The sequence below is a fragment of the Sutcliffiella sp. NC1 genome, from assembly GCF_027594365.1.
Taxonomy (GTDB): domain Bacteria; phylum Bacillota; class Bacilli; order Bacillales; family Bacillaceae_I; genus Sutcliffiella; species Sutcliffiella cohnii.
This window is the reverse complement of sequence record NZ_CP115153.1, coordinates 33810-60561: the sequence shown is the minus strand read 5'-3', so window position 1 is coordinate 60561 and position 26752 is coordinate 33810. Positions and strand designations below refer to the sequence as shown.

Annotated in this window: 26 protein-coding genes, 2 tRNA genes and 2 rRNA genes; 1 reads left to right on the top strand and 29 read right to left on the bottom strand. The window is 37.8% G+C overall.

Annotated features, from left to right (window positions below; translation table 11 throughout):
- Positions 1-76: 76 nt before the first annotated feature.
- The 14 genes from O1A01_RS00305 to metG all read right to left on the bottom strand — a co-directional run bounded on the left by O1A01_RS00305 (position 77) and on the right by metG (position 13593).
- Positions 77-1030, bottom strand: coding sequence for a ribose-phosphate diphosphokinase (locus O1A01_RS00305; RefSeq protein WP_066419733.1), 954 nt, complete (start codon positions 1028-1030; stop codon positions 77-79).
- Positions 1031-1056: 26 nt separating this feature from the next.
- Positions 1057-2427 (bottom strand): bifunctional UDP-N-acetylglucosamine diphosphorylase/glucosamine-1-phosphate N-acetyltransferase GlmU, encoded by a 1371-nt coding sequence (gene glmU, locus O1A01_RS00300; protein ID WP_270065355.1) that lies wholly within the window; start codon positions 2425-2427, stop codon positions 1057-1059.
- A gap of 205 nt (positions 2428-2632) precedes the next feature.
- The gene (gene spoVG / locus O1A01_RS00295) at positions 2633-2929 is read right to left on the bottom strand and encodes a septation regulator SpoVG (RefSeq protein WP_066419729.1); all 297 of its coding nucleotides are present in this window, start codon (positions 2927-2929) and stop codon (positions 2633-2635) included.
- A 117-nt stretch (positions 2930-3046) separates the two neighbouring features.
- Positions 3047-3421: a RidA family protein gene (locus tag O1A01_RS00290; RefSeq protein ID WP_066419727.1), complete on the bottom strand. Its 375-nt coding sequence runs from the start codon at positions 3419-3421 to the stop codon at positions 3047-3049.
- A gap of 19 nt (positions 3422-3440) precedes the next feature.
- Positions 3441-4277 (bottom strand): pur operon repressor, encoded by an 837-nt coding sequence (gene purR / locus O1A01_RS00285; protein WP_066419725.1) that lies wholly within the window; start codon positions 4275-4277, stop codon positions 3441-3443.
- A 56-nt stretch (positions 4278-4333) separates the two neighbouring features.
- Positions 4334-5203, bottom strand: coding sequence for a 4-(cytidine 5'-diphospho)-2-C-methyl-D-erythritol kinase (gene ispE / locus O1A01_RS00280; RefSeq protein ID WP_066419723.1), 870 nt, complete (start codon positions 5201-5203; stop codon positions 4334-4336).
- Between the two features lie 189 nt (positions 5204-5392).
- Positions 5393-5578 (bottom strand): small, acid-soluble spore protein, alpha/beta type, encoded by a 186-nt coding sequence (locus tag O1A01_RS00275; protein ID WP_066419722.1) that lies wholly within the window; start codon positions 5576-5578, stop codon positions 5393-5395.
- A 156-nt stretch (positions 5579-5734) separates the two neighbouring features.
- Positions 5735-6001: a biofilm formation stimulator Veg gene (gene veg / locus O1A01_RS00270; protein WP_066419720.1), complete on the bottom strand. Its 267-nt coding sequence runs from the start codon at positions 5999-6001 to the stop codon at positions 5735-5737.
- Between the two features lie 259 nt (positions 6002-6260).
- Positions 6261-7145, bottom strand: coding sequence for a sporulation peptidase YabG (yabG, locus tag O1A01_RS00265; RefSeq protein ID WP_066419718.1), 885 nt, complete (start codon positions 7143-7145; stop codon positions 6261-6263).
- Positions 7146-7613: 468 nt separating this feature from the next.
- Positions 7614-8495, bottom strand: coding sequence for a 16S rRNA (adenine(1518)-N(6)/adenine(1519)-N(6))-dimethyltransferase RsmA (gene rsmA, locus O1A01_RS00260; protein WP_066419716.1), 882 nt, complete (start codon positions 8493-8495; stop codon positions 7614-7616).
- Positions 8496-9050: a ribonuclease M5 gene (gene rnmV, locus O1A01_RS00255; RefSeq protein ID WP_270065354.1), complete on the bottom strand. Its 555-nt coding sequence runs from the start codon at positions 9048-9050 to the stop codon at positions 8496-8498.
- 244 nt (positions 9051-9294) lie between these two features.
- A complete protein-coding gene (locus tag O1A01_RS00250; protein ID WP_270065353.1) occupies positions 9295-10494 on the bottom strand; it encodes a G5 and 3D domain-containing protein in 1200 nt (399 codons plus the stop codon).
- A gap of 209 nt (positions 10495-10703) precedes the next feature.
- A complete protein-coding gene (locus O1A01_RS00245) occupies positions 10704-11486 on the bottom strand; it encodes a TatD family hydrolase (protein WP_270065352.1) in 783 nt (260 codons plus the stop codon).
- A 118-nt stretch (positions 11487-11604) separates the two neighbouring features.
- Positions 11605-13593 carry a methionine--tRNA ligase gene (gene metG / locus O1A01_RS00240; protein WP_270066358.1) on the bottom strand — a complete coding sequence of 663 codons (1989 nt, stop codon included), beginning with the start codon at positions 13591-13593 and terminating at the stop codon, positions 11605-11607.
- Between the two features lie 458 nt (positions 13594-14051).
- Between metG and O1A01_RS00235 the strand changes: the two genes are divergently transcribed.
- Positions 14052-14333 (top strand): transition state genes transcriptional regulator AbrB, encoded by a 282-nt coding sequence (locus tag O1A01_RS00235; RefSeq protein WP_066419709.1) that lies wholly within the window; start codon positions 14052-14054, stop codon positions 14331-14333.
- 234 nt (positions 14334-14567) lie between these two features.
- Here the strand turns inward: O1A01_RS00235 and rsmI are convergent, their stop codons facing one another.
- The 15 genes from rsmI to O1A01_RS00160 form a co-directional block, all read right to left on the bottom strand.
- A complete protein-coding gene (gene rsmI, locus O1A01_RS00230) occupies positions 14568-15446 on the bottom strand; it encodes a 16S rRNA (cytidine(1402)-2'-O)-methyltransferase (protein ID WP_066419708.1) in 879 nt (292 codons plus the stop codon).
- A complete protein-coding gene (locus tag O1A01_RS00225; RefSeq protein WP_066419707.1) occupies positions 15424-15705 on the bottom strand; it encodes a GIY-YIG nuclease family protein in 282 nt (93 codons plus the stop codon). Before O1A01_RS00225 ends, rsmI begins: the two co-directional genes overlap by 23 nt.
- A complete protein-coding gene (locus O1A01_RS00220) occupies positions 15695-16435 on the bottom strand; it encodes a tRNA1(Val) (adenine(37)-N6)-methyltransferase (protein ID WP_066419706.1) in 741 nt (246 codons plus the stop codon). Before O1A01_RS00220 ends, O1A01_RS00225 begins: the two co-directional genes overlap by 11 nt.
- A 119-nt stretch (positions 16436-16554) precedes the next feature.
- Positions 16555-16920, bottom strand: a complete 366-nt coding sequence (gene yabA / locus O1A01_RS00215; protein ID WP_066419704.1) for a DNA replication initiation control protein YabA — start codon at positions 16918-16920, stop codon at positions 16555-16557.
- A gap of 13 nt (positions 16921-16933) precedes the next feature.
- Complete coding sequence (locus tag O1A01_RS00210) at positions 16934-17761, bottom strand: PSP1 domain-containing protein (RefSeq protein ID WP_066419702.1); 828 nt, start codon at positions 17759-17761, stop codon at positions 16934-16936.
- Positions 17762-17765: 4 nt separating this feature from the next.
- The gene (holB, locus tag O1A01_RS00205) at positions 17766-18758 is read right to left on the bottom strand and encodes a DNA polymerase III subunit delta' (RefSeq protein ID WP_066419700.1); all 993 of its coding nucleotides are present in this window, start codon (positions 18756-18758) and stop codon (positions 17766-17768) included.
- Positions 18759-18774: 16 nt separating this feature from the next.
- Entirely contained in the window at positions 18775-19215 is a 441-nt protein-coding gene (locus O1A01_RS00200; RefSeq protein WP_066419699.1) for a YaaR family protein, read from the bottom strand.
- 60 nt (positions 19216-19275) lie between these two features.
- Entirely contained in the window at positions 19276-19605 is a 330-nt protein-coding gene (locus O1A01_RS00195; protein WP_066419697.1) for a cyclic di-AMP receptor DarA, read from the bottom strand.
- Positions 19606-19651: 46 nt separating this feature from the next.
- Entirely contained in the window at positions 19652-20290 is a 639-nt protein-coding gene (tmk, locus tag O1A01_RS00190) for a dTMP kinase (RefSeq protein WP_066419696.1), read from the bottom strand.
- Positions 20287-21759, bottom strand: coding sequence for an aminotransferase class I/II-fold pyridoxal phosphate-dependent enzyme (locus O1A01_RS00185; protein ID WP_066419694.1), 1473 nt, complete (start codon positions 21757-21759; stop codon positions 20287-20289). The genes tmk and O1A01_RS00185 overlap by 4 nt, the downstream gene beginning before the upstream one ends.
- 113 nt (positions 21760-21872) lie before the next feature.
- The gene (locus O1A01_RS00180; RefSeq protein WP_066419693.1) at positions 21873-22073 is read right to left on the bottom strand and encodes a sigma factor G inhibitor Gin; all 201 of its coding nucleotides are present in this window, start codon (positions 22071-22073) and stop codon (positions 21873-21875) included.
- Positions 22074-23290: 1217 nt separating this feature from the next.
- Positions 23291-23407: ribosomal RNA gene (gene rrf / locus O1A01_RS00175) — 5S ribosomal RNA — on the bottom strand.
- A 78-nt stretch (positions 23408-23485) separates the two neighbouring features.
- Positions 23486-26420 (bottom strand): 23S ribosomal RNA (locus O1A01_RS00170).
- 124 nt (positions 26421-26544) lie between these two features.
- A tRNA-Ala gene (locus O1A01_RS00165) sits at positions 26545-26620 on the bottom strand.
- A 24-nt stretch (positions 26621-26644) separates the two neighbouring features.
- Positions 26645-26721, bottom strand: a tRNA-Ile gene (locus O1A01_RS00160).
- Between the last annotated feature and the right edge of the window lie 31 nt (positions 26722-26752).

The window sequence follows — 26752 nt, the reverse complement described above, 5'->3', positions numbered from 1 at the left end:
AATATAAGAACTTGTCTATATATATCCATTCCCTATTACTAAAAAGTTAATCACAGAAAAAATATTTTTCACTCAATCAATCAAATAACGTACTAACTGATTTCTCTTCGTGTACACGTACGATTGCTTCTGCAATTAGCTCTGCAACAGACAATTGTGTAATCTTTGGAATACATTTTTCTTCTGGAAGAGCTATCGTATTCGTTACAACTAGCTCTTTAATTTTTGAGTTTTCAATTCTCTCGATAGCCGGTCCCGATAATACTGGATGAGTACAACAAGCGTATACTTCTTTTGCTCCATTTTCCACTAAAGCGTTAGCAGCTAACGTAATAGTACCGGCTGTATCAATCATATCATCAATAAGTATTGCTGTTTTCCCCTCAATATGACCAACAATGTTCATAATTTCCGCTACATTAGGACGAGGGCGACGCTTATCAATAATTGCAATTGGTGCTTTTAAGCGGTCCGCTAGTTTTCTTGCTCTTGTAACACCACCGTGGTCAGGTGATACGATAACAAGCTCATCTAAACCTTTACTTTCAAAGTATTCAGCAAGAATAGGCACACCCATTAAGTGATCTATTAGGATGTCAAAGAAACCTTGAATTTGTGGAGCATGTAAATCAAGTGTAATGATACGATGCGCACCAGCTGTTTCTAATAGGTTTGCAATTAATTTTGCCGTAATCGGTTCTCTTGCACGTGCTTTACGATCCTGTCTACCGTATCCATAATACGGCATAACAATATTGATTGTTTTAGCAGAAGCTCTTTTTAATGCATCAATCATAATTAACGTTTCCATAATGTGCTCATTTACCGGTGCACTTGTAGATTGGATGACGAATACATCACAGCCACGAATACTCTCTTCAATATTAATTTGGATTTCACCGTCGCTAAAACGAGTAACACTACTTTTTCCAAGCGTTGTTCCAACGTGTTGAGCAATTTCTTCCGCTAGAGCGATATTTGAATTTAAAGAGAAAACTTTTAAATTTGTGTTTGCATATTTATAAGACATGTTAATAAGAACCTCCGAAATTAAATTCATTTATTGCTTAATTTTTGAACGTAGTTTTCTTTATTTACTTGACGAGCCCTTGCAATAGATAATGCTTCTCCTGGTACATCTTCCGTAATAGTTGAACCAGCAGCAATATACGCACCTTTTCCAATTGTGACAGGTGCAACAAGATTAGAATTACATCCAACAAAAACTCCATCTTCTATTTTTGTTAAATGCTTTTTCGAGCCATCGTAATTTACTGTTATAGAACCGCAGCCAAGGTTTACATCTTTTCCGACCTCTGCGTCTCCGATATAACTTAAATGAGAAGCTTTACTTCCGTCTCCAAACGTGGACTTCTTTACTTCCACAAAATTTCCAAGCTTCACTTCGTTTCCGATTGTAGATGCAGGACGTATATGTGCAAATGGCCCAATTTGTACATCATTTCCAATTTCACTTTCATGAGCAACTGACTGACGGATAGATGTATTATTACCAATCACACAATCTTTAATTTCAGAATGTGGTCCAACATGACAATCCTCGCCTATTGTTGTTTTTCCGATAATAACCGTTCCTGGATAAATGACTGTATCTCTACCTATCATAGCTTCTGCTGAAATATATGTGTTAGCTGGATCAATAATAGAAACACCGTTTACCATATGTTTTTTATTGATACGTTTTTGCATAATTTGTTCAGCCTGACTTAAAGCAACTCGGTCGTTTACACCTAACGTTTCATCTAGATCTAACGTTTGGTACGCTGTTACAATTTCATTTTGATTTTTTAAGATTTCAATCACATCTGGTAAGTAATATTCCCCTTGAACATTATCATTAGATACATTTGTAAGCGCTTCAAATAGTGCCTCATTATCAAAACAATATGTTCCAGTATTAATTTCTGTTACTTTTAACTCATCCTCCGAAGCATCTTTATGCTCGACAATCTTCTTCACATGTCCGTTATTATCGCGAATGATTCGACCATAACCAGACGGATCTTCTGCATAAGCAGTCAAAATAGTTGCTTTTGCTCCAGTTGATTCATGCTGCTCAACAAGCTTCTCCATCGTTTCAGGTGTAATAAGTGGTGTGTCGCCACAAATAACGAGGGTAATTCCTTGTAGATTATTTAAGATTGGTGCTGCTTGTATCACTGCATGTGCAGTTCCTAATTGCTCTTCTTGAAGAACATAGTCACTACGATTTCCTAAATGGTTTTTTACCATTTCAGCTCCATGTCCTACTACCGTCACTATTTTTTCTAAATTCAAACTGGTTACATGATCTACAACATGTTCAACCATAGGTTTTCCACATACTGGATGAAGCACTTTATATAATTTCGACTTCATTCTTGTTCCTTGTCCGGCTGCTAATATGACAGCATATTTATTAACCATAACAGGCCTCCATTTACCTAATTATCCATTACGAATATATCCTAAATACGATAGGTTTTCAAGGAAGTTCATAAAAGTACATTTATTTTACAAATTAATTTAGTGCGCGAACACGTTTTTGGGGATAATTGTTAAAAAGACAAAATTAAAGGCTGCCGACTAATGTCGACAGCCAATGGCAAATATACCTTTTTTAAGAAAAATTTTATGATGCCCCTGCTCCTGCTTCTTCATACTCAACTTCTAACTCGCCTAAGCGGTCATATTCCGCTAATACAGCGTCTTGAATCTTAGAACGAGTTCCAGAGTTAATCGGATGAGCAATGTCACGGAACTCCCCATCTGGTGTACGTTTACTTGGCATCGCTACGAATAACCCATTGTTTCCATCAATTACACGAATATCATGAACAACGAATTCATGATCTAATGTAATAGATGCTATCGCTCTCATGCGACCATCAGTATTAACGCGGCGTAATCTTACGTCAGTTACTTCCATTCTGTTCACCACCTTTTACTTTAAACAAAAACTTAGTATTATAAATTCTCCGAAAATTTTCAAAATCCTTCTAAATACTAAAAGTTTTTTTAAAAAAAGTGAATAAACATGAAAAAACTACTTTATTAATGCGATTACTTCAATTTCTATTAATACATCTTTCGGTAACCTTGCCACTTCCACACAAGATCTAGCTGGTTTATGACTATGAAAATACTCTCCATACACTTCATTTATAGCCTGGAAATCATCCATGTTTTTGATAAAAACAGTCGCTTTCACAACGGTATCTAAGCTTGCACCCGCTGCTTCTAATACTGCCTTTAAGTTATGAAAAACTTGGTGCGTTTGTTCTTGTACATTTCCATCCATTAATTCCCCATTCGGCTTTAAAGGAATTTGACCAGAACTATAAAACATATTATTCACTACAACACCTTGTGAATATGGACCAATAGCTTGCGGTGCATTTAAAGTTTTTACAATTTTCACAGTACATACCTCCTAGAATTTATTCATTACTTTTTGACATTACCGTTAAAAAATTTCCTGGGTTCACTTCAATTTGACGATCTCTTTCATTTACGTTCTCTAATTTCACTAATGAAATATAATCTTCTACTAGTCGCTCTTCTACGTTTTCTGATTCCACTAGAACTCCTATACCCGCCACGTTCGCTTGGAATTCGGCTAATAAATTTACCATTCCATTAACCGTTCCACCAGCTTTCATGAAATCATCAATAATTAACACGTTTGAACCCGTTTCTAAGCTTCGTTTTGCTAACAACATCGTTTGAATTCTTTTAGAAGACCCTGATACGTAGTTTATACTTACTGTTGATCCTTCTGTTACTCGACTATCTCTTCTAACAATAACTACAGGAACGTCTAAATAACTTGCAACAGCGTGCGCAAGAGGTATCCCTTTCGTTGCCATTGTCATAATAATATCGACTTTTGTGTCTTTAAAGGCTGTTGCAAACATTTTGCCGATTTTGTTCAATAGCTTTGGATTACCTAATATATCAGTCATATATAAATAGCCACCGGGTAATAAACGGTCCGGCTTCGCAATTAATTCACTCAGTTCCTCAATAAATTGTGTGGCCTCTTCCAAGCCTGTATATGGAATATATTTCACTCCACCCGCTGCACCTGGAATTGTTAATAATGATCCAATACCTTGCTGTTCAAACGTTTGCTTAATAATCCCTAAATCTTCGCTAATTGAAGACTTCGCTGATTGGTATCTATCCGCAAAGTATGACAAAGGAACTAACGTCTGTGGGTTTTGGAGCAGATAATGAGTCATATCTACGAGGCGACCGCTTCTTCGCAGTTTCATGGAACCCCTCCTAAAATCCGAAAATTTTATAGTAAATATACCATTAATATACGGATTTAATCAAGTTTATTCTGTTCTCCAATAAGTCGAACCGCAAACACTTGATCACAAAATCCTCTTAATCCATTGTACATTCGATGTAATCGGGAATCATGTTGAACTAGTCCAAAAACTGTTGGGCCACTTCCACTCATTAAGACCGCATCTGCTCCAAAACGTTTCATTTGTTCTTTTATTTGGGCAACTTCAGGATAAAGTTTTAAAGTAACAGATTCTAACACATTCCCAACTAACTTTGTAACTTCTTCATAGTTTTGGTTTTTAATTGCCTCTACCATACCATCAACATTTGGATGATTTACTTTCTTTAAATCTAAATTATTATATATTTCAGCCGTTGATACACCTGTTGTTGGCTTCGCAAGAACGACCCAACAATGCGGAGGTGCAGGAATAGGTTGGATGATTTCGCCTCTTCCCGTCGCTAAAGCTGTGCCCCCGTATACACAGAAAGAAACGTCAGAACCGATTTCTGCTCCTAGTACTGCCAATTCATCTAATGTTAGCCCAAGATTCCATAATTTATTTAATCCCCTTAGCGTAGCAGCTGCATCACTACTTCCTCCCGCTAAGCCAGCAGCAACTGGGATAATTTTTGATATTTCAATCGATACCCCTTTTGTAACTCCATACTTTTTTTGGAGTAATTGTGCAGCTTGATATGCTAAATTACGGTTATCGTCTGGCACAAATCGATTATGCGAAATAATTTCGATTTGTCCATCCGTTCTTTCTGTTAGCTCAATTCGGTCAGCAAGGTCGATTGTTGTCATTACCATTTTCACTTCATGAAAACCATCTTCCCGCTTATATAGAGCATCTAGCGATAAATTTATTTTAGCTGGGGCTTTTTCTAACACCTTCACTTTTTTCACCTACTTTTTCGTCTCTCCATTGATTATTTATGTATTGTACCATTATCTTGTACGTTGTGAAACTTCCATCATAAAAACAATATCGACTTATAAATCAATCTACATAACATGTTGTAATAATTTTTATTAACAAAGAAAAACCGAAGCGCAGGCTTCGGTTGTCGTATCTTTGAAATTTTATTATTGATTACCTTTTTGAGCAAGTTGACGTTCAGCAATTTCAATAGCTCGTTTTACCATGTTTCCAGCATCTTTAGCCCGGATTCCTCCCCAGCCTTCTTGCTGCACTACATCATAAAAACCTAACTCTTTTGCTAGCTCCTCTTTTAACTGAGGAGACATAATACCTCTACGACGTCTGCCCATGTTACGCAACCCCTTTCAAAATGATACGACATTATTAGTATGAATAAGTATTACGTAATTTATTTCATGCAAAAATTTGATTGTATAGTATTTATTTTCATGGCACATATTAACAAGACCTGAATTAGAACAAAATAAAAAGCAGCAAACTTTTGTCTACTGCCCACTTAAAGCCATATTACCTTGTTCTTCAATAAATGTAAGTTGTACCGTTTCTGTGAGGACATCTGCATAGCTGTAGGATACACGTTCAAACGCATTTTCATCTTGATCTAGTTCAATAACAAAGACAGATGGATATGTTTCTGCTAAAACACCTACACGCTCAATAGTTTTTCTACGACCACCGTTCGCACGAAGAGTTAATCTCTTCCCTAAGTTAGAATCTAACGTACTTTTAATATCATTTAGCGTTTTTCCCATTTTTACTCCACCTCACTATTTTTAAGTATAGCACAAAACGTGAAAAAAGACAAATAAAACTTTAAATTATATCAACCAGATATAAAGTTCGTCAATATAATTTAATCAACAATTATCTCCAAATGTCTACAATTACTTTGCACCAATAGTTCCGTTACTATGTAAAAATATTTTAAAAACTTTTACTTCGCTTGATATATAAAATAAAAACCTCTATTACTCATAGTGAACAACACAAAAAAACTTCTAACGAAAATTGTCAGAAGTCTTCTTCATGTTTCCGATACGGCATACCTGTACGAAGTAATCCTCTCGTTTCAATACCGCCTAATCCCTTTTCTCCTGTTAGTGTGTTACGTAATACATCCCACACATTTACCCTATCCATAAATGGGGTGAAACATATTCTAGCAACAATATACACAGGATCTAAGGCGTGTATATTTACTCTAGAAGGTGAACTCGCAAAATTCGCTCCTGCCCTAATTAATGATTCAAAATGAGACTGACAAGCTCCTGCAAAGATGACAAGCTGATCTAAGTGAGGGACTTTTTTTCTAGCTTCTTTTACTGTTTGAACAAAATGGCGTGAATGACGGTATGCTTTTATATCTGATACTTTTCCTTTTGATTTCGAATATGCATCATGACCAGTAATAACAATAATATCTGGTCTATGCTTATCGATTAATTCTCCAATCTTTAAATGCATTTCTTTTTCATGACAATGCACCCCTTGAACTGGCACTTGAAATTTTGAATACAAATCTAAACACTTTTGTAAGTAGAGAGGATCTCCATCTATATGCAAAACTTTCCCCGGCACTTGAAAATATTCATTATCGGTTTGATATCCTCCTGTAACCTCGTATTCACTTTTTTCACGAATTAACTCGTAATCTTGCTGAAAAAGATATAAGGAACGACTTAATCTCATATCTTCTACTTTTTTTCTTTCTTGTACTTCAATATTGTCCATCTTTCTTAAATCACCATAAGGTGCATCCGCCATTAAACGAACATCCTCCCCATATAGAAGTACTATTTTTTCTCCTTTCTCATTGTGATATATATCAATAACTCGGAATAGCAAGTCAAATTTATATGATGCTCTTGCAACAATATCTCCAACATTTATATTCATCGTTACTCCCTCCAAAACCAAAAAAGCTTAGGTGTTTTTCTCGGTCAAGTAAATACATTCTCCCTTATCACAAACAGAGAGTAAAAGCCATTGGGACCACAACACCGGAGCTTGACGTCACTTCAAGACTATAAGATAAACGTTAATCCATTTAACTGCTCCGTTAAACAGATTTTTCACTTTTCGCTTGCGGTCAGATTATCAAAAACTTCTCTCTCCAGAACACCGCACCCTAAGTTCTATCAAAAGTTTTACTCACTTCATAACTGGAAGACGAGCAGCTAACTTAACAGCCACCTAAACTAGACTATGCAACCAAATACCCCTTGGTGATTAGAAAAGCGTAGGTGAATCGCTTAGGGTCCAATCAAACTGTGTACCGGAAGTAGCGGATGGGCTAGACATACAAGGAGCCGCAGACAACTAGCTTATAAAAAAAAAATAGACTTGCTCTAAAAAGCAAGTCCATCATTTATTTAACAATTTATAAAGCGTGTCACTTAGAAAACCGAACTCCTCAATAGATAACGTTTCTCCACGTCGTTTCGGGTCAATCTGAGCCATTTGTAGCGCTTCTAATATCGAATCTTTCTCTACCTTTCCATTCGGCAAATTCGTTGATAAGTTATTTAAAATCGTTTTTCTTCTTTGTGCAAAGCTAGCACGCACGACAGAGAAGAAAAATTCCTCATCTAAAACAGTAACAGCTCTACCCTTCCTAACGGTTAGTCTAATAACCGCCGAATCAACGTTAGGCTGTGGGACAAATACAGTTTTAGGGACAATCATTACGGTTTCGGCATTTGTATAATATTGAACTGCAATAGATAACGACCCATAATCTTTCGTACCAGGCTTAGCAGTCATTCTATCTGCCACTTCTTTTTGAAGCATAACCGTTATGGACTGCAGAGGTAAGTCTTCTGATAGCAATTTCATAATGATTGGTGTTGTTACATAGTAAGGAAGGTTAGCAATTACTTTTAACTCACTATAAGGCTTTAACTCTTCCTTTAACACTTTCGGTACGTCAGCCTTTAAAATATCTTCATGAATAATTTTAATATTGTTATAAGGCTCTAACGTTTCTGCTAGTATTGGCAATAGTCGTTGATCAATTTCAAATGCAATCACTTGACCTGCTCTTTTAGCGATTTGCTCCGTTAATGCTCCAATCCCTGGACCTATTTCAATGGCAGCTGTTTCTTCTGTTACTTCAGCTGCGTCTACAATATTTCTTAATATATTAGTATCAATGAGAAAGTTCTGCCCTAAGCTTTTTTTAAACGAAAAGCCATACTTTTCTAATATTTGCTTTGTTCGAACAGGTGTTGCAATATCTTTATGCATTTAGCTTTCCTCCTGGTTAATTTGTGACACCGCTTCTTCTAGTTGCTCCCTCGTTATTTGGAACATTTGGAGTCTTTTTTGCAGCTGTTTCCCATTAGTATAGCCTATATTTAATATGTTTCCGAGACGCTCTCTTCTCACCTTTGACGCTGGATGGGAAACTAAATGGTAATCAATCAAAACAGACATAGGGATAAGCTCGCTTTCCCCTTCATACGATTGATGAAGCCCAGTTAGAGCCTTAATAATTGATTCTTTACTTGCATGCTCCACTCCGATGCCCCTTCCATTTTTCCCTTTAGCTAGTTCCTTCGGCAGGAAGGCATGTTTACATTCTGGTACATACTCTGATATAGTATGTCTTATTTTTTGCCCTGGAAAGTCTGGATCGGTAAATACGATCACACCTCTAGTTTTTTGTGCATGTTTAATCCGTTCCAAAATTTCTCTATTAATAGCAGATCCTCCTGTTTCAATTGTATCTGCATCAACTGCGTTTTTTATCGCTACTGTATCGTCTTTTCCTTCCACAACGATTATTTCTTTTATTTTCATTTTTTCCTCCGAAATCATGCAACTTTTCATATGTACATACGTCTATATATATAGAGTTGTTTTTATGTTTTTATATTATAACGCAAAACGTTAAAAAAAGCGCAACAAGGCTTGAATTAGTATTTGTATTAATAACACCCCGAAAACTAATTTTGAGCCAAGAGGATTAAAAAATAGGCTGTATACGATTTATAGCTAGAATGTAAATAAAAAAACAGAGGTAAAAACACCTCTGCTCTTTACGTTAATCTAAAATTGTAATCTTTACACGCTTTGATCCCCAGCGGTAAGCACTTTGCTTATCTGGGAAAAATACGTCAATTTTATTTCCAACAATCGCACCACCAGTATCTCCAGCTACTGCATAACCGTAACCTTCAACATGAACTTTTGTTCCTAAAGGTATAACGCTAGGGTCAACGGCAATAACCTTCATATTAGGGTTAGCCTTTAAATTGATTCCCGTGCTCGTTATTCCACTACACCCGTTACAATTAGCAGTATACGCTGTAGATGAAACATAAAATTCTTTTGACGATGAACTGTTGCTTCTAGAGACCTGTTGTGGTTGAGGAGCTTGCTTCGTTCCAACTGCCACAATTCGGTCACTACTATCTTTCAATGTCTTTGTTTCTACTAATTCTCTTGAAACTTCTTTACCATTTTCGATAATAACTTCGTAATGCTTAGCAACTAAACCTTCTTGACCTTGTTGAACAACTTTTTCTGTACCTTTGTTTAAAGAATTATCATTTCTCGTAACAACACCAAATTTTATCGGTTCTTCCACTACATCGGTGACTTTTTCAACTCTAATAACTTCCACATTAGAATCGCTCGTAACCATTGCTTTTAATCCAGGCTCAACTCGGTCTAAATCATTTAACGTAATTTCTTGCTGTTCTAAAAAGTCAGCGACCGTAGTCGAAGTTGACCACACTTGTTGTTCTTCTCCACCAACTGTTAAGGTAAGTTCAAATGCTTGCTCATATACAATGTTTATATCCTTTTCTAACTCTGTATCAAGACTAGGATTAATTTTATCGTGTTTCGATACTGTTATGTTTTGCTGAGCTAAAAGCTCTTTTACTGTTTTCGCCGTTGTCCAAACGATTTGCTCTTCGTTATTAACATTAAGCGTAATCTGTTTGGCTGGTTCCCATACTATTTCCATCGAGTTTGTAACAAGCTCTGAGCTCTCCGGAAATAAATAGTCTTCTGATCGAACAGTGATGTCTAGTTCATTAAGGATGTCTGCCACAGTTTTAGCATGAGTTCGAACGTTTACTTCTTCCCCATCAACGTTAACTGTTACGGACGCTTTTGTTGCTTCGTATGTACCGAAGCTTAGTATGGTTAGGAAGACTATAAAACTAGTAATAATAATAACTAATTTTTTTCTCCCCATAGAACCGGAAAACAGTTTTTTCATGTTTTGAAACATGCAAAAACGCCTCCTTCTCCTTGGATGGATTATAAACAGTTGTTTCTGCCTTGTCAACCCCTCCCTTTATTGCCCTGACGTATTGTTTATTATGCAGACAATCTAAAAAAAAGGAAAGCATAACTTCTCGACAGTTTATCCTATGAGGAAAAAGAGGCATGTAGAACTTTTTTGAATTAGTTTATAATTGGACAAGATTCTTCCATAAATTACATGTGTTTGTGTCGATTAATGCCGAATAGTTTTTCTGCATTTTGAGTTGTTTGTCTTGCAACTTCTTCGTATGAAATATTTTTTAATTCTGCAATTTGCTCTGCGATATACTTCACGTAACCTGGCTCATTTCGCTTCCCACGAAATGGGTGCGGTGTTAAATACGGGCAATCCGTTTCAATAAGTAATTTATCTAAAGGAATCTCTTTAGCCACTTCTTTCGGTTTTTTTGCATTTTTAAAGGTAACGGGACCACCTAACGAGATATAAAAATTCATATTTAAACATTGATGTGCCACTTCTACACTACCAGTAAAGCAATGCATGATCCCCCCAACCGTTTGAGCATCTTCTTCTTTTAATATTGTTACGACATCTTCTGTTGCATCACGGTTATGTATAACTATTGGCAATTTTAATTTTTTAGCAAGGCGAATTTGTTTACGGAAAACTTCCTGTTGAACCTCCTTTGGAGATTTGTCCCAATAATAATCTAATCCCATCTCCCCTATTGCAACTACTTTTTCATGCTGGGATAATTTTTCTATCCATTGTAAGTCTTCATCCTTCATGTCAATTGCATCTACTGGATGCCATCCAATTGCTGCGTATATAAAGTCATATTGATCAATTAACTCCATTGCACGTGTAATGGTAGGTCTATCAAAACCTACAACAACAATTTTCGTTACCCCTTCACTCATAGCCCGATCAATCACTTCTTGTAAATCTTCTTCATATTGATGAGCATTCAAGTGGGCATGTGTATCAAACAACAAAGAGAACACCTCATTTTAATTTAGTTATGATTATTCTTTCCTAATTCAAAAAAGGAAAAGGTGTTACCCGTCGTTACACGTGAAACACCTATTTCCAAATAGTATTTCTATATAATTATTATTTTACTTTGGCACCTATCGGTAATTCCTCATCTACAGTAGCTAGTGATAATACACCGTCTTTTTCTCCAGCTAATATCATTCCTTGCGATAATTCACCTCTAAGCTTAACTGGTTTTAAGTTTGTGACACAAATAACTTTCCTTCCAACAAGCTCTTCTGGTTTATAAAATTCTGCAATTCCGGACACGACTTTTCTCTTTTCAAATCCTAAGTCTAGCTGAAGTTTTAGCAGCTTATTAGCCTTTTTAACAGGTTCCACTTCTATTACTTTTGCTACCCGCAAGTCAACTTTAAAGAAATCATCTATTGTTATTTCCGGTAGAGTTTCTTCCTGCTCTTCTTGTTCCTTTTCGATTGTAGGAGCAGAACTTCCTGACATAGAGGTTTTAATATATTCTACTTCATCCGCTACTTCTAACCTTGGAAATAATGGCTCACCTTTTTCTATTTTTGTCCCTTCAGGTATAACTCCCCAAGTTTGGATACTATCCCAATTTGTCAAAGTAGATTCGTTAACTCCTAGTTGACTGAAGATTTTGTCTGGTGTTCTTGTTAAAAATGGCTTTAACATTACACTTGTATATCGCAAACTTTCTGCTAAATGAGTCATGACAGAAGCGAGTCCCTCTCTGTTTTCTTCATCTTTTGCTAACACCCAAGGTTGCGTTTCGTCTATATATTTATTTGTACGGCTTACTAATTGCCAAATCGTACTTAGAGCTACGGAAAACTCCATTTTCTCCATCGCTTGCTCATAATTAGTTACAGTATCTTTTGCGAAATTAGATAGTGTTTCATCATAATTCGTTACATTTCCATTGTATGTTGGTACTACACCATCAAAGTATTTCCCAATCATCGCTACAGTACGGTTTAATAAGTTTCCAAGGTCATTCGCTAAATCAAAGTTTACACGATCAACAAATCCCTCTGGCGTAAATACCCCATCTGAACCAAACGGTACTTCTCGTAATAAATAGTAGCGAAGAGCATCTAATCCGTAACGGTCTATTAAAGTATTTGGGTCCACTACATTTCCTTTAGATTTAGACATTTTCCCATCTTTCATTAATAGCCAACCGTGTGCAAATACTTGTTTAGGTAACGGTAAATCTAACGCCATTAACATAATTGGCCAATATATTGTATGAAAACGCACAATTTCTTTACTCATTAAATGAACATTAGCCGGCCAGTATTTTAAATATTTTTCGTCATTATCTGAACCGTACCCTAATGCAGTAATATAGTTGGATAGCGCATCAATCCAAACATAAATAACATGTTTAGGATCTCCAGGAACTTTTACTCCCCAGTCAAACGAAGTTCTAGATACTGCTAAATCTTCTAATCCTGGTTTTATGAAGTTATTGATCATTTCGTTTTTCCTAGACTCTGGTTGAATAAACGTAGGATTTTCTTCGTAGTATTGAAGAAGTCGATCAACATACTTACCCATGCGGAAGAAATAAGATTGCTCTCTAACTAATTCAACTGGGTGTCCACTATCTGGACTTTTCCCACCAACAACTTTTCCATTCTCCATGATTGGGTCGACTAATTGAGTTTCTGTATAAAAAGTCTCATCTGGAACAGAATACCAACCTTCATATTCGTCTAAATAAATATCTCCTTGATCAAGCAGTTTTTGAAAGATTTTTTCGACTGTTTCTTTATGACCTTGATCCGTTGTACGAATGAAATCATCGTATGAAATATCCATCTTGGCCCAAAGCTCTTTAATACCAACTACGATATCATCGACATATTTTTGAGGCGATACACCTAGTTCTTCCGCTTTTCTTTGTATTTTTTGACCATGCTCATCTGTACCCGTTAAGTACATCACATCATATCCACGCATTCTTTTGTAACGAGCCATCGCATCCCCTGCAACCGTAGTATACGCATGACCAATATGTAATTTACCACTTGGATAATAAATGGGAGTAGTAATATAAAATGTTTTTTGTACCAACACAATATCCTCCTTTTGTACGAATTGTATATAAAATGGAAGTTAATTAGTATCATTAATAGATACATCTTAACCTAATTCTTCTTATTATTATACATTCTTTCACTCCTGAATGGTAACTACTACTTCATCGAAAGGAAAACTACAAAAACATTGTTTCGACAAGTTTATGTAGAATATGTCGTATTTTGTCGAATTTGCTCGTCATCTATTTTTAGTGCATTATTTTTTTGGAAAAAATATATTATTCACCAAATAGTATTACTTTATGAAGAATGTTGATTTTATAGGGTTCTCACCGAGTATATTATACATATTTTAATAGAAGTACAAAATTCTAGAATAAAATGATTGACGGAAAATGTAAATACTGCTATGATTGTTTCATAGAATAAATGTCGAATAATGACGAAACACTATGCCAAAAACCATACATGATTTATAAAATGAAGGGAGAAAAACAAATGAAATCTACAGGTATTGTACGTAAAGTTGATGAGCTTGGCCGAGTGGTGATTCCAATTGAACTTCGTAGAACTTTAGGAATTGCTGAGAAAGACGCATTAGAAATTTATGTAGATGATGAAAAAATCATCTTAAAGAAATACAAACCAAACATGACTTGCCAAGTTACTGGTGAAGTTTCTGATGATAACCTTACTTTAGCAGAAGGTAAAATCATCTTAAGCCGTGAAGGTGCAGAAAAAATCGTGGAAGAAATCCAAAATAGATTAGTAACAAAATAATGTAAACAGCAAAAGCTTCAAGTGGTTGATTTTAACTCAACACTTGAAGCTTTTTTCATTTTAAGGAGGTTATAACACTGGAAAGCTTGTGGATAGCTTTTGACATCTTTTGTTACGTCTAGCTCTGGCGACATAGCCCTCGAGACATAAGTCAGTCACTTCCCGTCGACAAAACCTTCAGCGCCATACCTTTCTTGTCGAGCCAGAGCGAGACGCCTCCGCTTTTATTCTTTATTAATTAATATGATAGGATTGGTACACTTCTCGCTTCGGTATATTTCTTTCTTTTGCTACTAGCTTGATGGCATCCTTAGAAGAATGTCCTTCTTCTATCATTTGTTGAACATGTTCTTCAATTGATAAATCTACCCACCACTCTGTTTCCTCATCTTCTTGCTCCATTTCAATGCCTTCAATAATTAAACAGCATTCTCCTTTTACTTCATGCTGTTTTATTTTTTCGAGCACTTCCCCTACAGGTCCTCTTACGAACTCTTCAAAACGTTTTGTTAGCTCTCTACTTAAAACTATATTTCGATCACCTAATTGTTCCTGAATGAGTACTAATGTTTCTTTAAGACGGTGAGGAGACTCATATAAAATAATCGTATCTTTTAATTTTTTAAACGCATCTAGCTCTTTTTTCTTTTCTTTTTTTTGTCGATTTAAAAAACCGTAAAAGTAAAATGGTTGTGCTCGTAAACCTGATGCTATTAAAGCCGTTAACGCAGCGTTAGCTCCTGGTACAGGTATGACATATAGTTTTTCTTTTATTGCTTCTACTACTAATTCATATCCTGGATCGGATATACAAGGCATTCCGGCATCACTAACTAAAGCAACGTCTTTTCCTTCTTTCAGTAATTGGATTACTTTGTAACCACTTTGTTCTTTATTATGTTCATGATAACTTATTAACGGTGTTGCAATTTCAAAGTAATTACTTAACTTTTTTGTTTGTCTAGTGTCTTCCGCAGCAATAATATCTACTTCTTTTAATATTCGTAGAGCACGATATGTAATATCTTCTAAATTTCCTATCGGTGTTGCCACTAAGTATAATCGTCCATATTCGTATTTATCGGAAAAACTAGACTGTGTCCATTGCTCCATTCCATAATCCCTCTTTTATATAAATTTCCTTTTGTTTTCTTGTTAATTGTTTAAAGCGGTATTCTGCTTGCATCGCAGCTCTTTTTGTTGAATATTGCTCTTGATAGATTAGATGGACAGGGGTTCGATATCTCGTATATTTTGCACCTTTTCCCGCATTATGTGCATCAATTCTTTTAGCAACATTATTTGTATAACCAGCATAATAAGACTTGTCCGCACATTGTAATACATAAAAATAGTGTTCATTATTCTCCATACAATATACTCCTAATTTCAGGTGTATACTCGTTATCTTCCGTATAAACAATTAACGGTGGCAAAACCTTTAGATCTTTCTTTCCGTCTTTTATTCCTTCAATTAATAAGGTATTTGCTTCTTTTCCCTCTTTCGGGTGAACTAGCCTCATCCGTTTCGGTTCTAATTTATATTTTCTCATTAACGTTATGATATCAATCAACCTTCCAGGACGATGAACAAACGTTGCTTTTCCCCCTTGTTTTAATAATTGGCTACTTACTTGGATAACATCCTCTAGCGTACAATATATTTCATGACGTGCAATCGCTAAATGTATATTGTCACTAATCTTCTCTTCGGATACAGTTGGAAAAAAAGGAGGATTACATGTAACACTATCATACTTTTCTTTTCCTAATTGTTTTGGCATATCTTTTAAGTCACCATGTATAATTGATAATTGCTCTTCTAAGTTATTATATGTAATACTTCTCTTTGCCATATCTGACAACCGTTCTTGTATTTCAACCCCAATGATGGAGGCTTTCGTTCTAGAGCTCATTAGTAACGGAACTACTCCATTTCCACTACATAAGTCGACAATGCTCCCCTTTTGAATTGGTATAGACGCAAAACGAGATAACAACACTGCGTCTAAAGAAAACGAGAACACAGAAGGACTTTGTATAATTCTTAAATTTTCCGCTAGTAAATAATCTAATCTTTCATCACCTTGTAACTGTACCATATTTATTTCCTTTCTATGACGAGCATTAATGGATTAATTGTTGGTGTTAAAAAAATAAATAGTTATAAAATTAGTCTCTCTTAACACGTAAAGAAAAAGTCGCCAAAAATAGGCGACCTTTACTTTTTATTAAGGAAGGAGAGGCAAAATAAGCAATCCCCTTCTTTTCTTGGGCTTCCGAAATGTAAGTTACAAATATGAAATCCCTCTTGATATAAGCGAGCTAAATTATCATAGCCTTCCCCAATTTCCGCCCTTTGCTCATCTTTTTTCCCTTCTGTTTCTTTGTCTATCTTTTCAATATTTTCTTCAGAAGGAGAAAAGTGCTCTAGACGGTTGCGAAGATGAATATTTTCAACTTGTAGGTTGTGGTTTTCCTCAATAAAAAGGGCTAGCTGTTCTTTTAATTCACCTAATTGCTTATATAAGTGACCTATTTGCTCTTCCATGTTCGTAACCGAATCAAATATTTGTTTCTTGTCCAATATCTCCACCTCATTAATCTGTGGCTTGTATCGAAACGGTTCCTTCTTTGATTAATTCATCTAAGGTGTATTCAATAACCTTTTCTTCTTCTAGCAATTGTACTTGTAATACTCTTTCTAAAATATTTAAGCCAACTACTTTACCTTCACCTCTAGGTGTTGCAATTACCTCATCTAAATCAGGTAATTGCTCTTTTGCAGATTCGTATTCGTCGTTTTCATATTTTAAACAACACATTAATCGTCCGCAAAGCCCTGAAATTTTAGAAGGATTTAAAGATAAATTTTGGTCTTTAGCCATCTTAATCGATACTGGTTCGAAATCTCCAAGGAAGGTGGAGCAACAAAGCATCCGACCACAAGGTCCAATACCACCGAGTAATTTTGCTTCATCACGAACACCAATTTGACGTAATTCAATCCTAGTTCGGAAAATAGCTGCTAAATCTTTTACAAGTTCACGGAAATCTACACGACCATCAGCTGTAAAGTAAAAAATAACTTTGTTTCGATCAAAGGTATATTCTACATCTACAAGCTTCATGTCAATTCCATGTTCTGCTACTTTTTCAAAACAAATGTGAAACGCTTCTTCTGCCGCTTTTTTATTCTCTTCTACAATTAAGCGATCTTTCTGGTCTGCAATTCGAAGTACTTTCTTTAATGGAAGTACTATATCTTCCTCTTCCACCTTTTTCCCAATCAAAACTGCTCTACCGTACTCGATTCCTCTTACTGTTTCTACAATTACAAATTCGTTCTCATTTATATTAAGCCCATTTGGGTCAAAATAATATATTTTTCCCGCTTTTTTAAAGCGAACTCCTACTACTTCATACAAGCTACTATCCCTCCTGCAAGTTTAGTGCTATTTGCTCCATTAATAAATGAGCATTTACGTTTGACGCTAACCTAGACTTGCTTTGTAATATAAAAGATAGTTGATCAACAATTTTACTTTGAGTTGTTTGCAATGATTGTTTTTCAATCAATTCGAGCTGATCAATAAAAACTATCTCCTCATTTTTTTGAAGCTGTGCATATAACATATCTTTATATATATATAATAATAAATCTAGTCCTATTTCTAACTGACTTCTATCTGGGAAATGCGGCATCCATTTTTCATGAATAAATAGTAAGGCTTGTTGTGGTCTTACTTGCAATGTTTCATATAATTTTATCACTAATAATCTTGCTTCTGCAAACCAGTCGTCTGTTAATAGTTCTAAAGCTTCATTCATATCATTCGTTAGTTGTGCTACGGTTGTGGATATAGACGGTGAATATCCTTGTTCCACTAGCTTGTCTATCAATCTTTTTGAGGTTAACGCTTGGAAGGACAAAGGCTGACATCTTGATATAATCGTATTTAATATTCGGTGGATATTTTCCGTTAATAAAAAGGCATAAGTCTCTTGGTTCGGTTCTTCTAAAAATTTCAACAAGCTGTTAGCAGCACTTGTTGTCATTTTATCAGCATGATCAATAATATATATTTTTTGCTTTGATTCTAATCCTGTTTTTGAAAATTCTTCTTGTAGGTACTGAATTTGATGTTTTTTAATCGAATTTCCATCTGGTTCAACAACATGAACATCAGGGTGATTTCTTGATTCGATCCTTTTACAATTTACACATTGATGACATGGATCTTCTCCATCTCGGTTTTTACAAAAGAGGCTTTTAGCAAATAAATAGCTTGTCTCTTTTTTCCCAGTACCCTTCATACCATCTAAAAGATATGCGTGGGCAATACGGTCTCTACGTAAACTATTTACAACAATTTTTGCAACAGTCGGTTGAACGTCCGATAGTTGTGTCCAGCTTTTCAACACCTATATCACTCACTTACTACGTATATAAATTTATTAATAAACCTTTAATTTCACCGATACTACTTAAAATATCAAGCCTGTTCTTTTCCTTATTCATTACATCTCCCGTTAAAGAAAGTAATGCTTCATCTATTTGATGTACAAGTTGTAGCTGCCTTGCTTGTCCATCTTGCGTCCAATGATAAGATTGATTAAGTTCCATACCGAATTCAACCGTTTCTTCCATAAATCGCTTTACTAACGTTTTGTATTTTGCTAAGTCTTGAAACGTCCTTGAATTACTAAGACGATCCCCTGCATTATTAATATCGTGCATTAGCAACTGTAATTGATTAGACTTTAATTTGGAATCATGTTTTTGTAACATATCTCCAAATACTGCCTTTTTATTTGATCCGTTAGGTTGTTCTACTCTATTTTTATCTAAACCTGTCCGGAATTCTGATGTTATCTTCATTTTAGTCCTGCTTCCTTTCTAACTAAATAACAGAAAGGGCAGCTTAGTTAGCCGCCTATATTAATACTGCTGAAACTCTTCAACAGGAAGTACAAATACAGTAGCGCCGCCCACTTCTACTTCAACTGGGTACGGTACATAAGAATCTGCGTTTCCACCCATTGGTGATACAGGAGCAACAAGCTGCTGTCGATGTTGGCAATTTTCTTTAATAATATCTAAAGCTTTTTGTACCCGTACATCTTCAGTTCCAATCATGAAGGTTGTATTACCAGACTTAAGAAATCCACCCGTACTAGCTAACTTTGTAGCTCGAAAGTTATGTTCCACTAACGCATTTAGAAGCTTATTACTGTCTTTATCCTGTACAACAGCCATAATAAGTTTCACCTACATCCCCTCCATTTTACCATTAATTAGGCAGTTCTTCACTGACTCATTTTTGGAAATTCTCCTTGATGGTTTGAATAAATATAGCCTTTACTTCTTCATAAACTGATTCTAAATCTTTAGAAGCATCAACTAGTACACAACGGTTTTTGAATTTTTCCATTACGAGGTGATAACCTTTTCTTACTTTATAATGGAAATCAATAGTTTCTTCATCTAAACGATTGATTTCACGATTATTATTCGCTGCAATTCTTCGAAGTCCTTCTTCTGGTTCCACATCAAAATAAATTGTTAAATTCGGCATATGCTTTTGTGTGGCAAATTCATTTATTTTTAATATTTCATCTATCCCTAGTCCTCTAGCATATCCTTGATAAGCTAACGAGCTATCAATAAAACGATCACAAAGTACAATACTGCCCTTTTCGAGTGCAGGTAGAACTTTTTCAACTAAATGCTGTCTTCTAGCAGCAGCGTATAGTAAAGCTTCTGTTCTAGCATCCATCTTCGTATTGTCACAATCTAAAATAACAGCTCTAATTTGCTCAGCAATTGATATTCCACCAGGTTCGCGAGTTAATAAAATATTCAATTCGTTACTAAAATCTTTTGCAAGTCTTTGGATGACTGTTGTTTTTCCAGCTCCTTCAGGTCCTTCAAAAGTTATAAATAGTCCGTTCACTGATGTAACTCCTTTTCTATATAAAAAACATATATTTTTCGATATTTCGCTAATTCCTTCCCCTGAAGTTTAGCACCTTGTTCAGATAATGTTGTAATATACTCAATTATTTCTTTTGTTATTACTTCCCCTTTATACAAAACTGGAATACCAGGTGGATATGGGACAATTGTTTCCGCACTAACTTTCCCCTCGCTTTGTAGGAGATCGCACTCTACTTTTCTAAACATGTACTGTTTATCTAGCGGAATGTGTAAAGTACTAAGTTTCCTTATTGACTTATCTACAAAATTTAAAGGATTTGGAGATTCTTTTCTATTATCTCCTTTTAAATGAACTGCTTTCCTTATTTTATTAATCATACCATGAAAATGTTCTTCCGTGCTCAATGGCAAGATAAAAAGTACATTTTGTAAGTCCGCTAATTCTGGAAATATATTTTCTGACTCTAGTAAACTTTGTAATTGATACCCTGACAATCCTACGGTTGACCGAAGAATAATTTTAAGTGGATCCATTTTAACATTTTCTTCCGATTCCACAATTTCAATTTCTTCTATTGTACTTATCTCTTCTTTTAAATTATTTATTTTTTCTATTAGTAGGCTAGACTGTTCCCGAAAATTGGAGATATAAGCTCTTGCTAAATCTAGCGAAGCCATAATAGGATAGGACGGACTACTTGATTGTAACATCCGGAGATAATATTCCACTCGATCTCGGTTTACGAGGTTTCCTTGCATATGTAGAAATGAGCCCATTGTCATCGCAGGTAATGTTTTATGTGCTGAGTGAATGACAATATCTGCTCCACATCGAATAGCACTTGAAGGGAATGGGTCACCTATGACGAAATGAGCTCCATGTGCTTCATCCACTAAAACGGGAATATTGTAATCATGTGCCTTTTCAATTATTTTTGTTAAAGGAACGGTTAATCCGTAATAATTAGGATTTGTTATAATAAGGCCACTAACGTTATTATATTGGTCTAATGCCTCCTCTAACGATTCGAGTGTAATGGAAGTAGATACACCGATCATTTGATTATACTCAGGCATGATAAAAATTGGCTCTGCTCCAGCTAATTCTATTCCATTTAAAATAGATTTATGGCAGTTTCTTTGAACGAGTACTTTACTTCCTCTTTCACAATTGGCAAGAATCATTGCTATATTTCCTACCGTCGAGCCATTCACAAGAAAATATGTACGTTCGGATCCATACAATTGAGCAGTTAATTGCTGTGCTTCTTTTATTATTCCTTGTGGGTCATGTAAATCGTCCAGACCAGTAATTTCGGTAGCATCAATTTTTAAAATATTATCAAAAAATCGCCTACCTTCCTTCGGAAATACTGTACCATATTTATGACCTGGAACATGTCCTGATATTGGTTTTTTTTCAAAATGATTCATTAATGTAGAAAATATAGGAGTGTCTATATCGTTTTTACTTTTACTATTCATCTTTTTTCTATTCCTTTTTTTATTTTATTATAACAAGTTATTAACCTCTTATTGTATAAAGTAAACAAGTTAGTATTTTATTACAAAAATAAAAGCCCTTTTAAAGGACTTTTTTAAGAATACATTTTGGGGAGGCTTATCTTTCTTAGTTGTTGTACATAATATTTATATTTTGGATCGTCTGTACTTGTATTTAACATATCTTTCTCGCAATCCAAACATATAAATTCTGTATAAAGATGTAAACCTCTATATTTTATCTCTTCACATATAATACACGTTTCCCCAACGGATGAACGAATACTTTGATTCATTTCTCCACCTCCATCAACTATTTTGCCCTAAACATGCTTTATATATACAAGACTTTTAACTTTGTAGTTTGATTATCTTATATAAAGTGTATGACGTTGCTACTAGTCTGTGTCTGTCTTGATTACAAATAAACTTATTAGTAAAAAACGGAAGTGTTAGCCAAGCGCAAAATTTTTGATAACCCTTCTAGTATTTAAGTTGGTCCATACCCAAAGAAGGGGGGTCTCGACATTCTGGTAGGAGATAAAGGAAACACGGTGAATGCGTTAGCATGAACCGATGTTGACTTATCGTACGGACAGAATGGGAAGTTTGTTAGCCGCTAACGCCTGGAACTAGACAACAAAAAAACGGTCAGCGCCTACTAGCACTAAACCGTTTTTTTCTTTTGCCTGGCGACGTCCTACTCTCACAGGGGGACAGCCCCCAACTACCATCGGCACCGAAGAGCTTAACTTCCGTGTTCGCCGTTGGCGCCCGATAAGCTTCGAATCTCTTCGTCAGCTCTGCCGCTCCGGTCCTCATGTACCCTCGCAAACGTACACTCCGGTCCTCACGGCCTTCGCTTCCTCGATCTTCTCGCTTCTCTGGCACCATCGGGAGTGTACTGTTTTATTTTCTATTCCATTTTAATATTATTTACTTTTCGACCTTCGGTCGTTCCCATACCGAACAAAGTAGAAAAGTGGAAGGCGTTCGATCAGCGGCGTACAAACTGGACTATTCTGGTAGGAGATAAAGGAAACACGGTGAATGCGTTAGCATGAACCGATGTTGACTTATCGTACGGACAGAATGGGAAGTTTGTTAGCCGCTAACGCCTGGAACTAGACAACAAAAAAACGGTCAGCGCCTATTAGCACTAAACCGTTTTTTTCTTTTGCCTGGCGACGTCCTACTCTCACAGGGGGACAGCCCCCAACTACCATCGGCACCGAAGAGCTTAACTTCCGTGTTCGCCGTTGGCGCCCGATAAGCTTCGAATCTCTTCGTCAGCTCTGCCGCTCCGGTCCTCATGTACCCTCGCAAACGTACACTCCGGTCCTCACGGCCTTCGCTTCCTCGATCTTCTCGCTTCTCTGGCACCATCGGGAGTGTACTGTTTTATTTTCTATTCCATTTTAATATTATTTACTTTTCGACCTTCGGTCGTTCCCATACCGAACAAACTAAAAAACGGTCAGCGCCTATTAGCACTAAACCGTTTTTTTCTTCTGCCTGGCGACGTCCTACTCTCACAGGGGGACAGCCCCCAACTACCATCGGCGCTGAAGAGCTTAACTTCCGTGTTCGGTATGGGAACGGGTGTGACCTCTTCGCCTTCATCACCAGACATATTTAGTTGAAAGAATTGTTCTTTCAAAACTAGATAATATATTTTCATCAAGATCATTCATATCGTTCATTTAAATTGGTTAAGTCCTCGATCGATTAGTATTCGTCAGCTACACGTGTCGCCACGCTTCCACCTCGAACCTATCAACCTGATCATCTTTCAGGGATCTTACTAGCTTGCGCTAAAGGAAATCTCATCTTGAGGGGGGCTTCATGCTTAGATGCTTTCAGCACTTATCCCGTCCGCACGTAGCTACCCAGCTATGCCTTTGGCAAGACAACTGGTACACCAGCGGTGCGTCCATCCCGGTCCTCTCGTACTAAGGACAGCTCCTCTCAAATTTCCTACGCCCACGACGGATAGGGACCGAACTGTCTCACGACGTTCTGAACCCAGCTCGCGTACCGCTTTAATGGGCGAACAGCCCAACCCTTGGGACCGACTACAGCCCCAGGATGCGATGAGCCGACATCGAGGTGCCAAACCTCCCCGTCGATGTGGACTCTTGGGGGAGATAAGCCTGTTATCCCCGGGGTAGCTTTTATCCGTTGAGCGATGGCCCTTCCATGCGGAACCACCGGATCACTAAGCCCGACTTTCGTCCCTGCTCGACTTGTAGGTCTCGCAGTCAAGCTCCCTTGTGCCTTTACACTCTACGAATGATTTCCAACCATTCTGAGGGAACCTTTGGGCGCCTCCGTTACTCTTTAGGAGGCGACCGCCCCAGTCAAACTGCCCACCTGACACTGTCTCCCGAGCCGATAAGGCTCGCGGGTTAGAATTTCAATACAGCCAGGGTAGTATCCCACCGACGCCTCCACCGAAGCTAGCGCTCCGGCTTCTCAGGCTCCTACCTATCCTGTACAAGCTGTACCAAAATTCAATATCAGGCTACAGTAAAGCTCCACGGGGTCTTTCCGTCCTGTCGCGGGTAACCTGCATCTTCACAGGTACTATAATTTCACCGAGTCTCTGGTTGAGACAGTGCCCAGATCGTTACGCCTTTCGTGCGGGTCGGAACTTACCCGACAAGGAATTTCGCTACCTTAGGACCGTTATAGTTACGGCCGCCGTTTACTGGGGCTTCGGTTCAAAGCTTCGCGCCGAGGCGCTAACCTTTCCCCTTAACCTTCCAGCACCGGGCAGGCGTCAGCCCCTATACTTCGCCTTACGGCTTCGCAGAGACCTGTGTTTTTGCTAAACAGTCGCCTGGGCCTATTCACTGCGGCTCTCTCGGGCTTTAACACCCTAACAGAGCACCCCTTCTCCCGAAGTTACGGGGTCATTTTGCCGAGTTCCTTAACCAGAGTTCTCTCGCTCACCTTAGGATTCTCTCCTCGCCTACCTGTGTCGGTTTGCGGTACGGGCACCATATTCCTCGCTAGAAGCTTTTCTTGGCAGTGTGGAATCAGGAACTTCGGTACTATATTTCCCTCGCCATCACAGCTCAGCCTTTAGGATAAGCGGATTTGCCTACTTATCCAGCCTAACTGCTTGGACGCACATATCCAACAGTGCGCTTACCCTATCCTCCTGCGTCCCTCCATCGCTCAAACGGAATGAGGTGGTACAGGAATATCAACCTGTTATCCATCGCCTACGCCTTTCGGCCTCGGCTTAGGTCCCGACTAACCCTGAGCGGACGAGCCTTCCTCAGGAAACCTTAGGCATTCGGTGGAAGGGATTCTCACCCTTCTTTCGCTACTCATACCGGCATTCTCACTTCTAAGCGCTCCACCAGTCCTTACGGTCTAGCTTCAACGCCCTTAGAACGCTCTCCTACCACTGTTCGTAAGAACAGTCCGCAGCTTCGGTGATACGTTTAGCCCCGGTACATTTTCGGCGCAGAGTCACTCGACCAGTGAGCTATTACGCACTCTTTAAATGGTGGCTGCTTCTAAGCCAACATCCTGGTTGTCTAAGCAACTCCACATCCTTTTCCACTTAACGTATACTTTGGGACCTTAGCTGGCGGTCTGGGCTGTTTCCCTCTTGACTACGGATCTTATCACTCGCAGTCTGACTCCTGAGAAACAAGTCTTTGGCATTCGGAGTTTGACTGAATTCGGTAATCCGATGAGGACCCCTAGTCCAATCAGTGCTCTACCTCCAAGACTCTTTACTCAAGGCTAGCCCTAAAGCTATTTCGGAGAGAACCAGCTATCTCCAGGTTCGATTGGAATTTCTCCGCTACCCACACCTCATCCCCGCACTTTTCAACGTGCGTGGGTTCGGGCCTCCATTCAGTGTTACCTGAACTTCACCCTGGACATGGGTAGATCACCTGGTTTCGGGTCTACGACCACGTACTATGACGCCCTATTCAGACTCGCTTTCGCTACGGCTCCGTCTCATCAACTTAACCTTGCACGTAATCGTAACTCGCCGGTTCATTCTACAAAAGGCACGCTATCACCCATTAACGGGCTCTAACTACTTGTAGGCACACGGTTTCAGGATCTTTTCACTCCCCTTCCGGGGTGCTTTTCACCTTTCCCTCACGGTACTGGTTCACTATCGGTCACTAGGGAGTATTTAGCCTTGGGAGATGGTCCTCCCAGCTTCCGACGGGATTTCTCGTGTCCCGCCGTACTCAGGATCCACTCAAGAGAGAACGAGGTTTCAACTACAGGGTTTTTACCTTCTATGACAGACCTTTCCAGGTCGCTTCGTTTACCCCGTTCTTTTGTAACTCCGTATAGAGTGTCCTACAACCCCAAGAGGCAAGCCTCTTGGTTTGGGCTAATTCCGTTTCGCTCGCCGCTACTCAGGAAATCGCGTTTGCTTTCTCTTCCTCCGGGTACTTAGATGTTTCAGTTCCCCGGGTCTGCCTTCCATACCCTATGTATTCAGGTAAGGATACTACTCCATTACGAGCAGTGGGTTTCCCCATTCGGAAATCTCTGGATCAAAGCTTACTTACAGCTCCCCAAAGCATATCGGTGTTAGTCCCGTCCTTCATCGGCTCCTAGTGCCAAGGCATCCACCGTGCGCCCTTAATAACTTAACCATGTGCTAATTAAATTAGCGGTTTTCGATAACAGCGAATTGTTATCATTAGAAAATTACTAAGATGAACGATACTTGTGAATGTATCTTGATTACTTATATTATCTAGTTTTCAAAGAACAATTTGGTGGAGCCTAGCGGGATCGAACCGCTGACCTCCTGCGTGCAAGGCAGGCGCTCTCCCAGCTGAGCTAAGGCCCCGTATTTACTTCAATAAAATAAAAATGGTGGGCCTAAGTGGACTCGAACCACCGACCTCACGCTTATCAGGCGTGCGCTCTAACCAGCTGAGCTATAGGCCCTTCACCATATAATATAGAGAGAAGCTCTCTC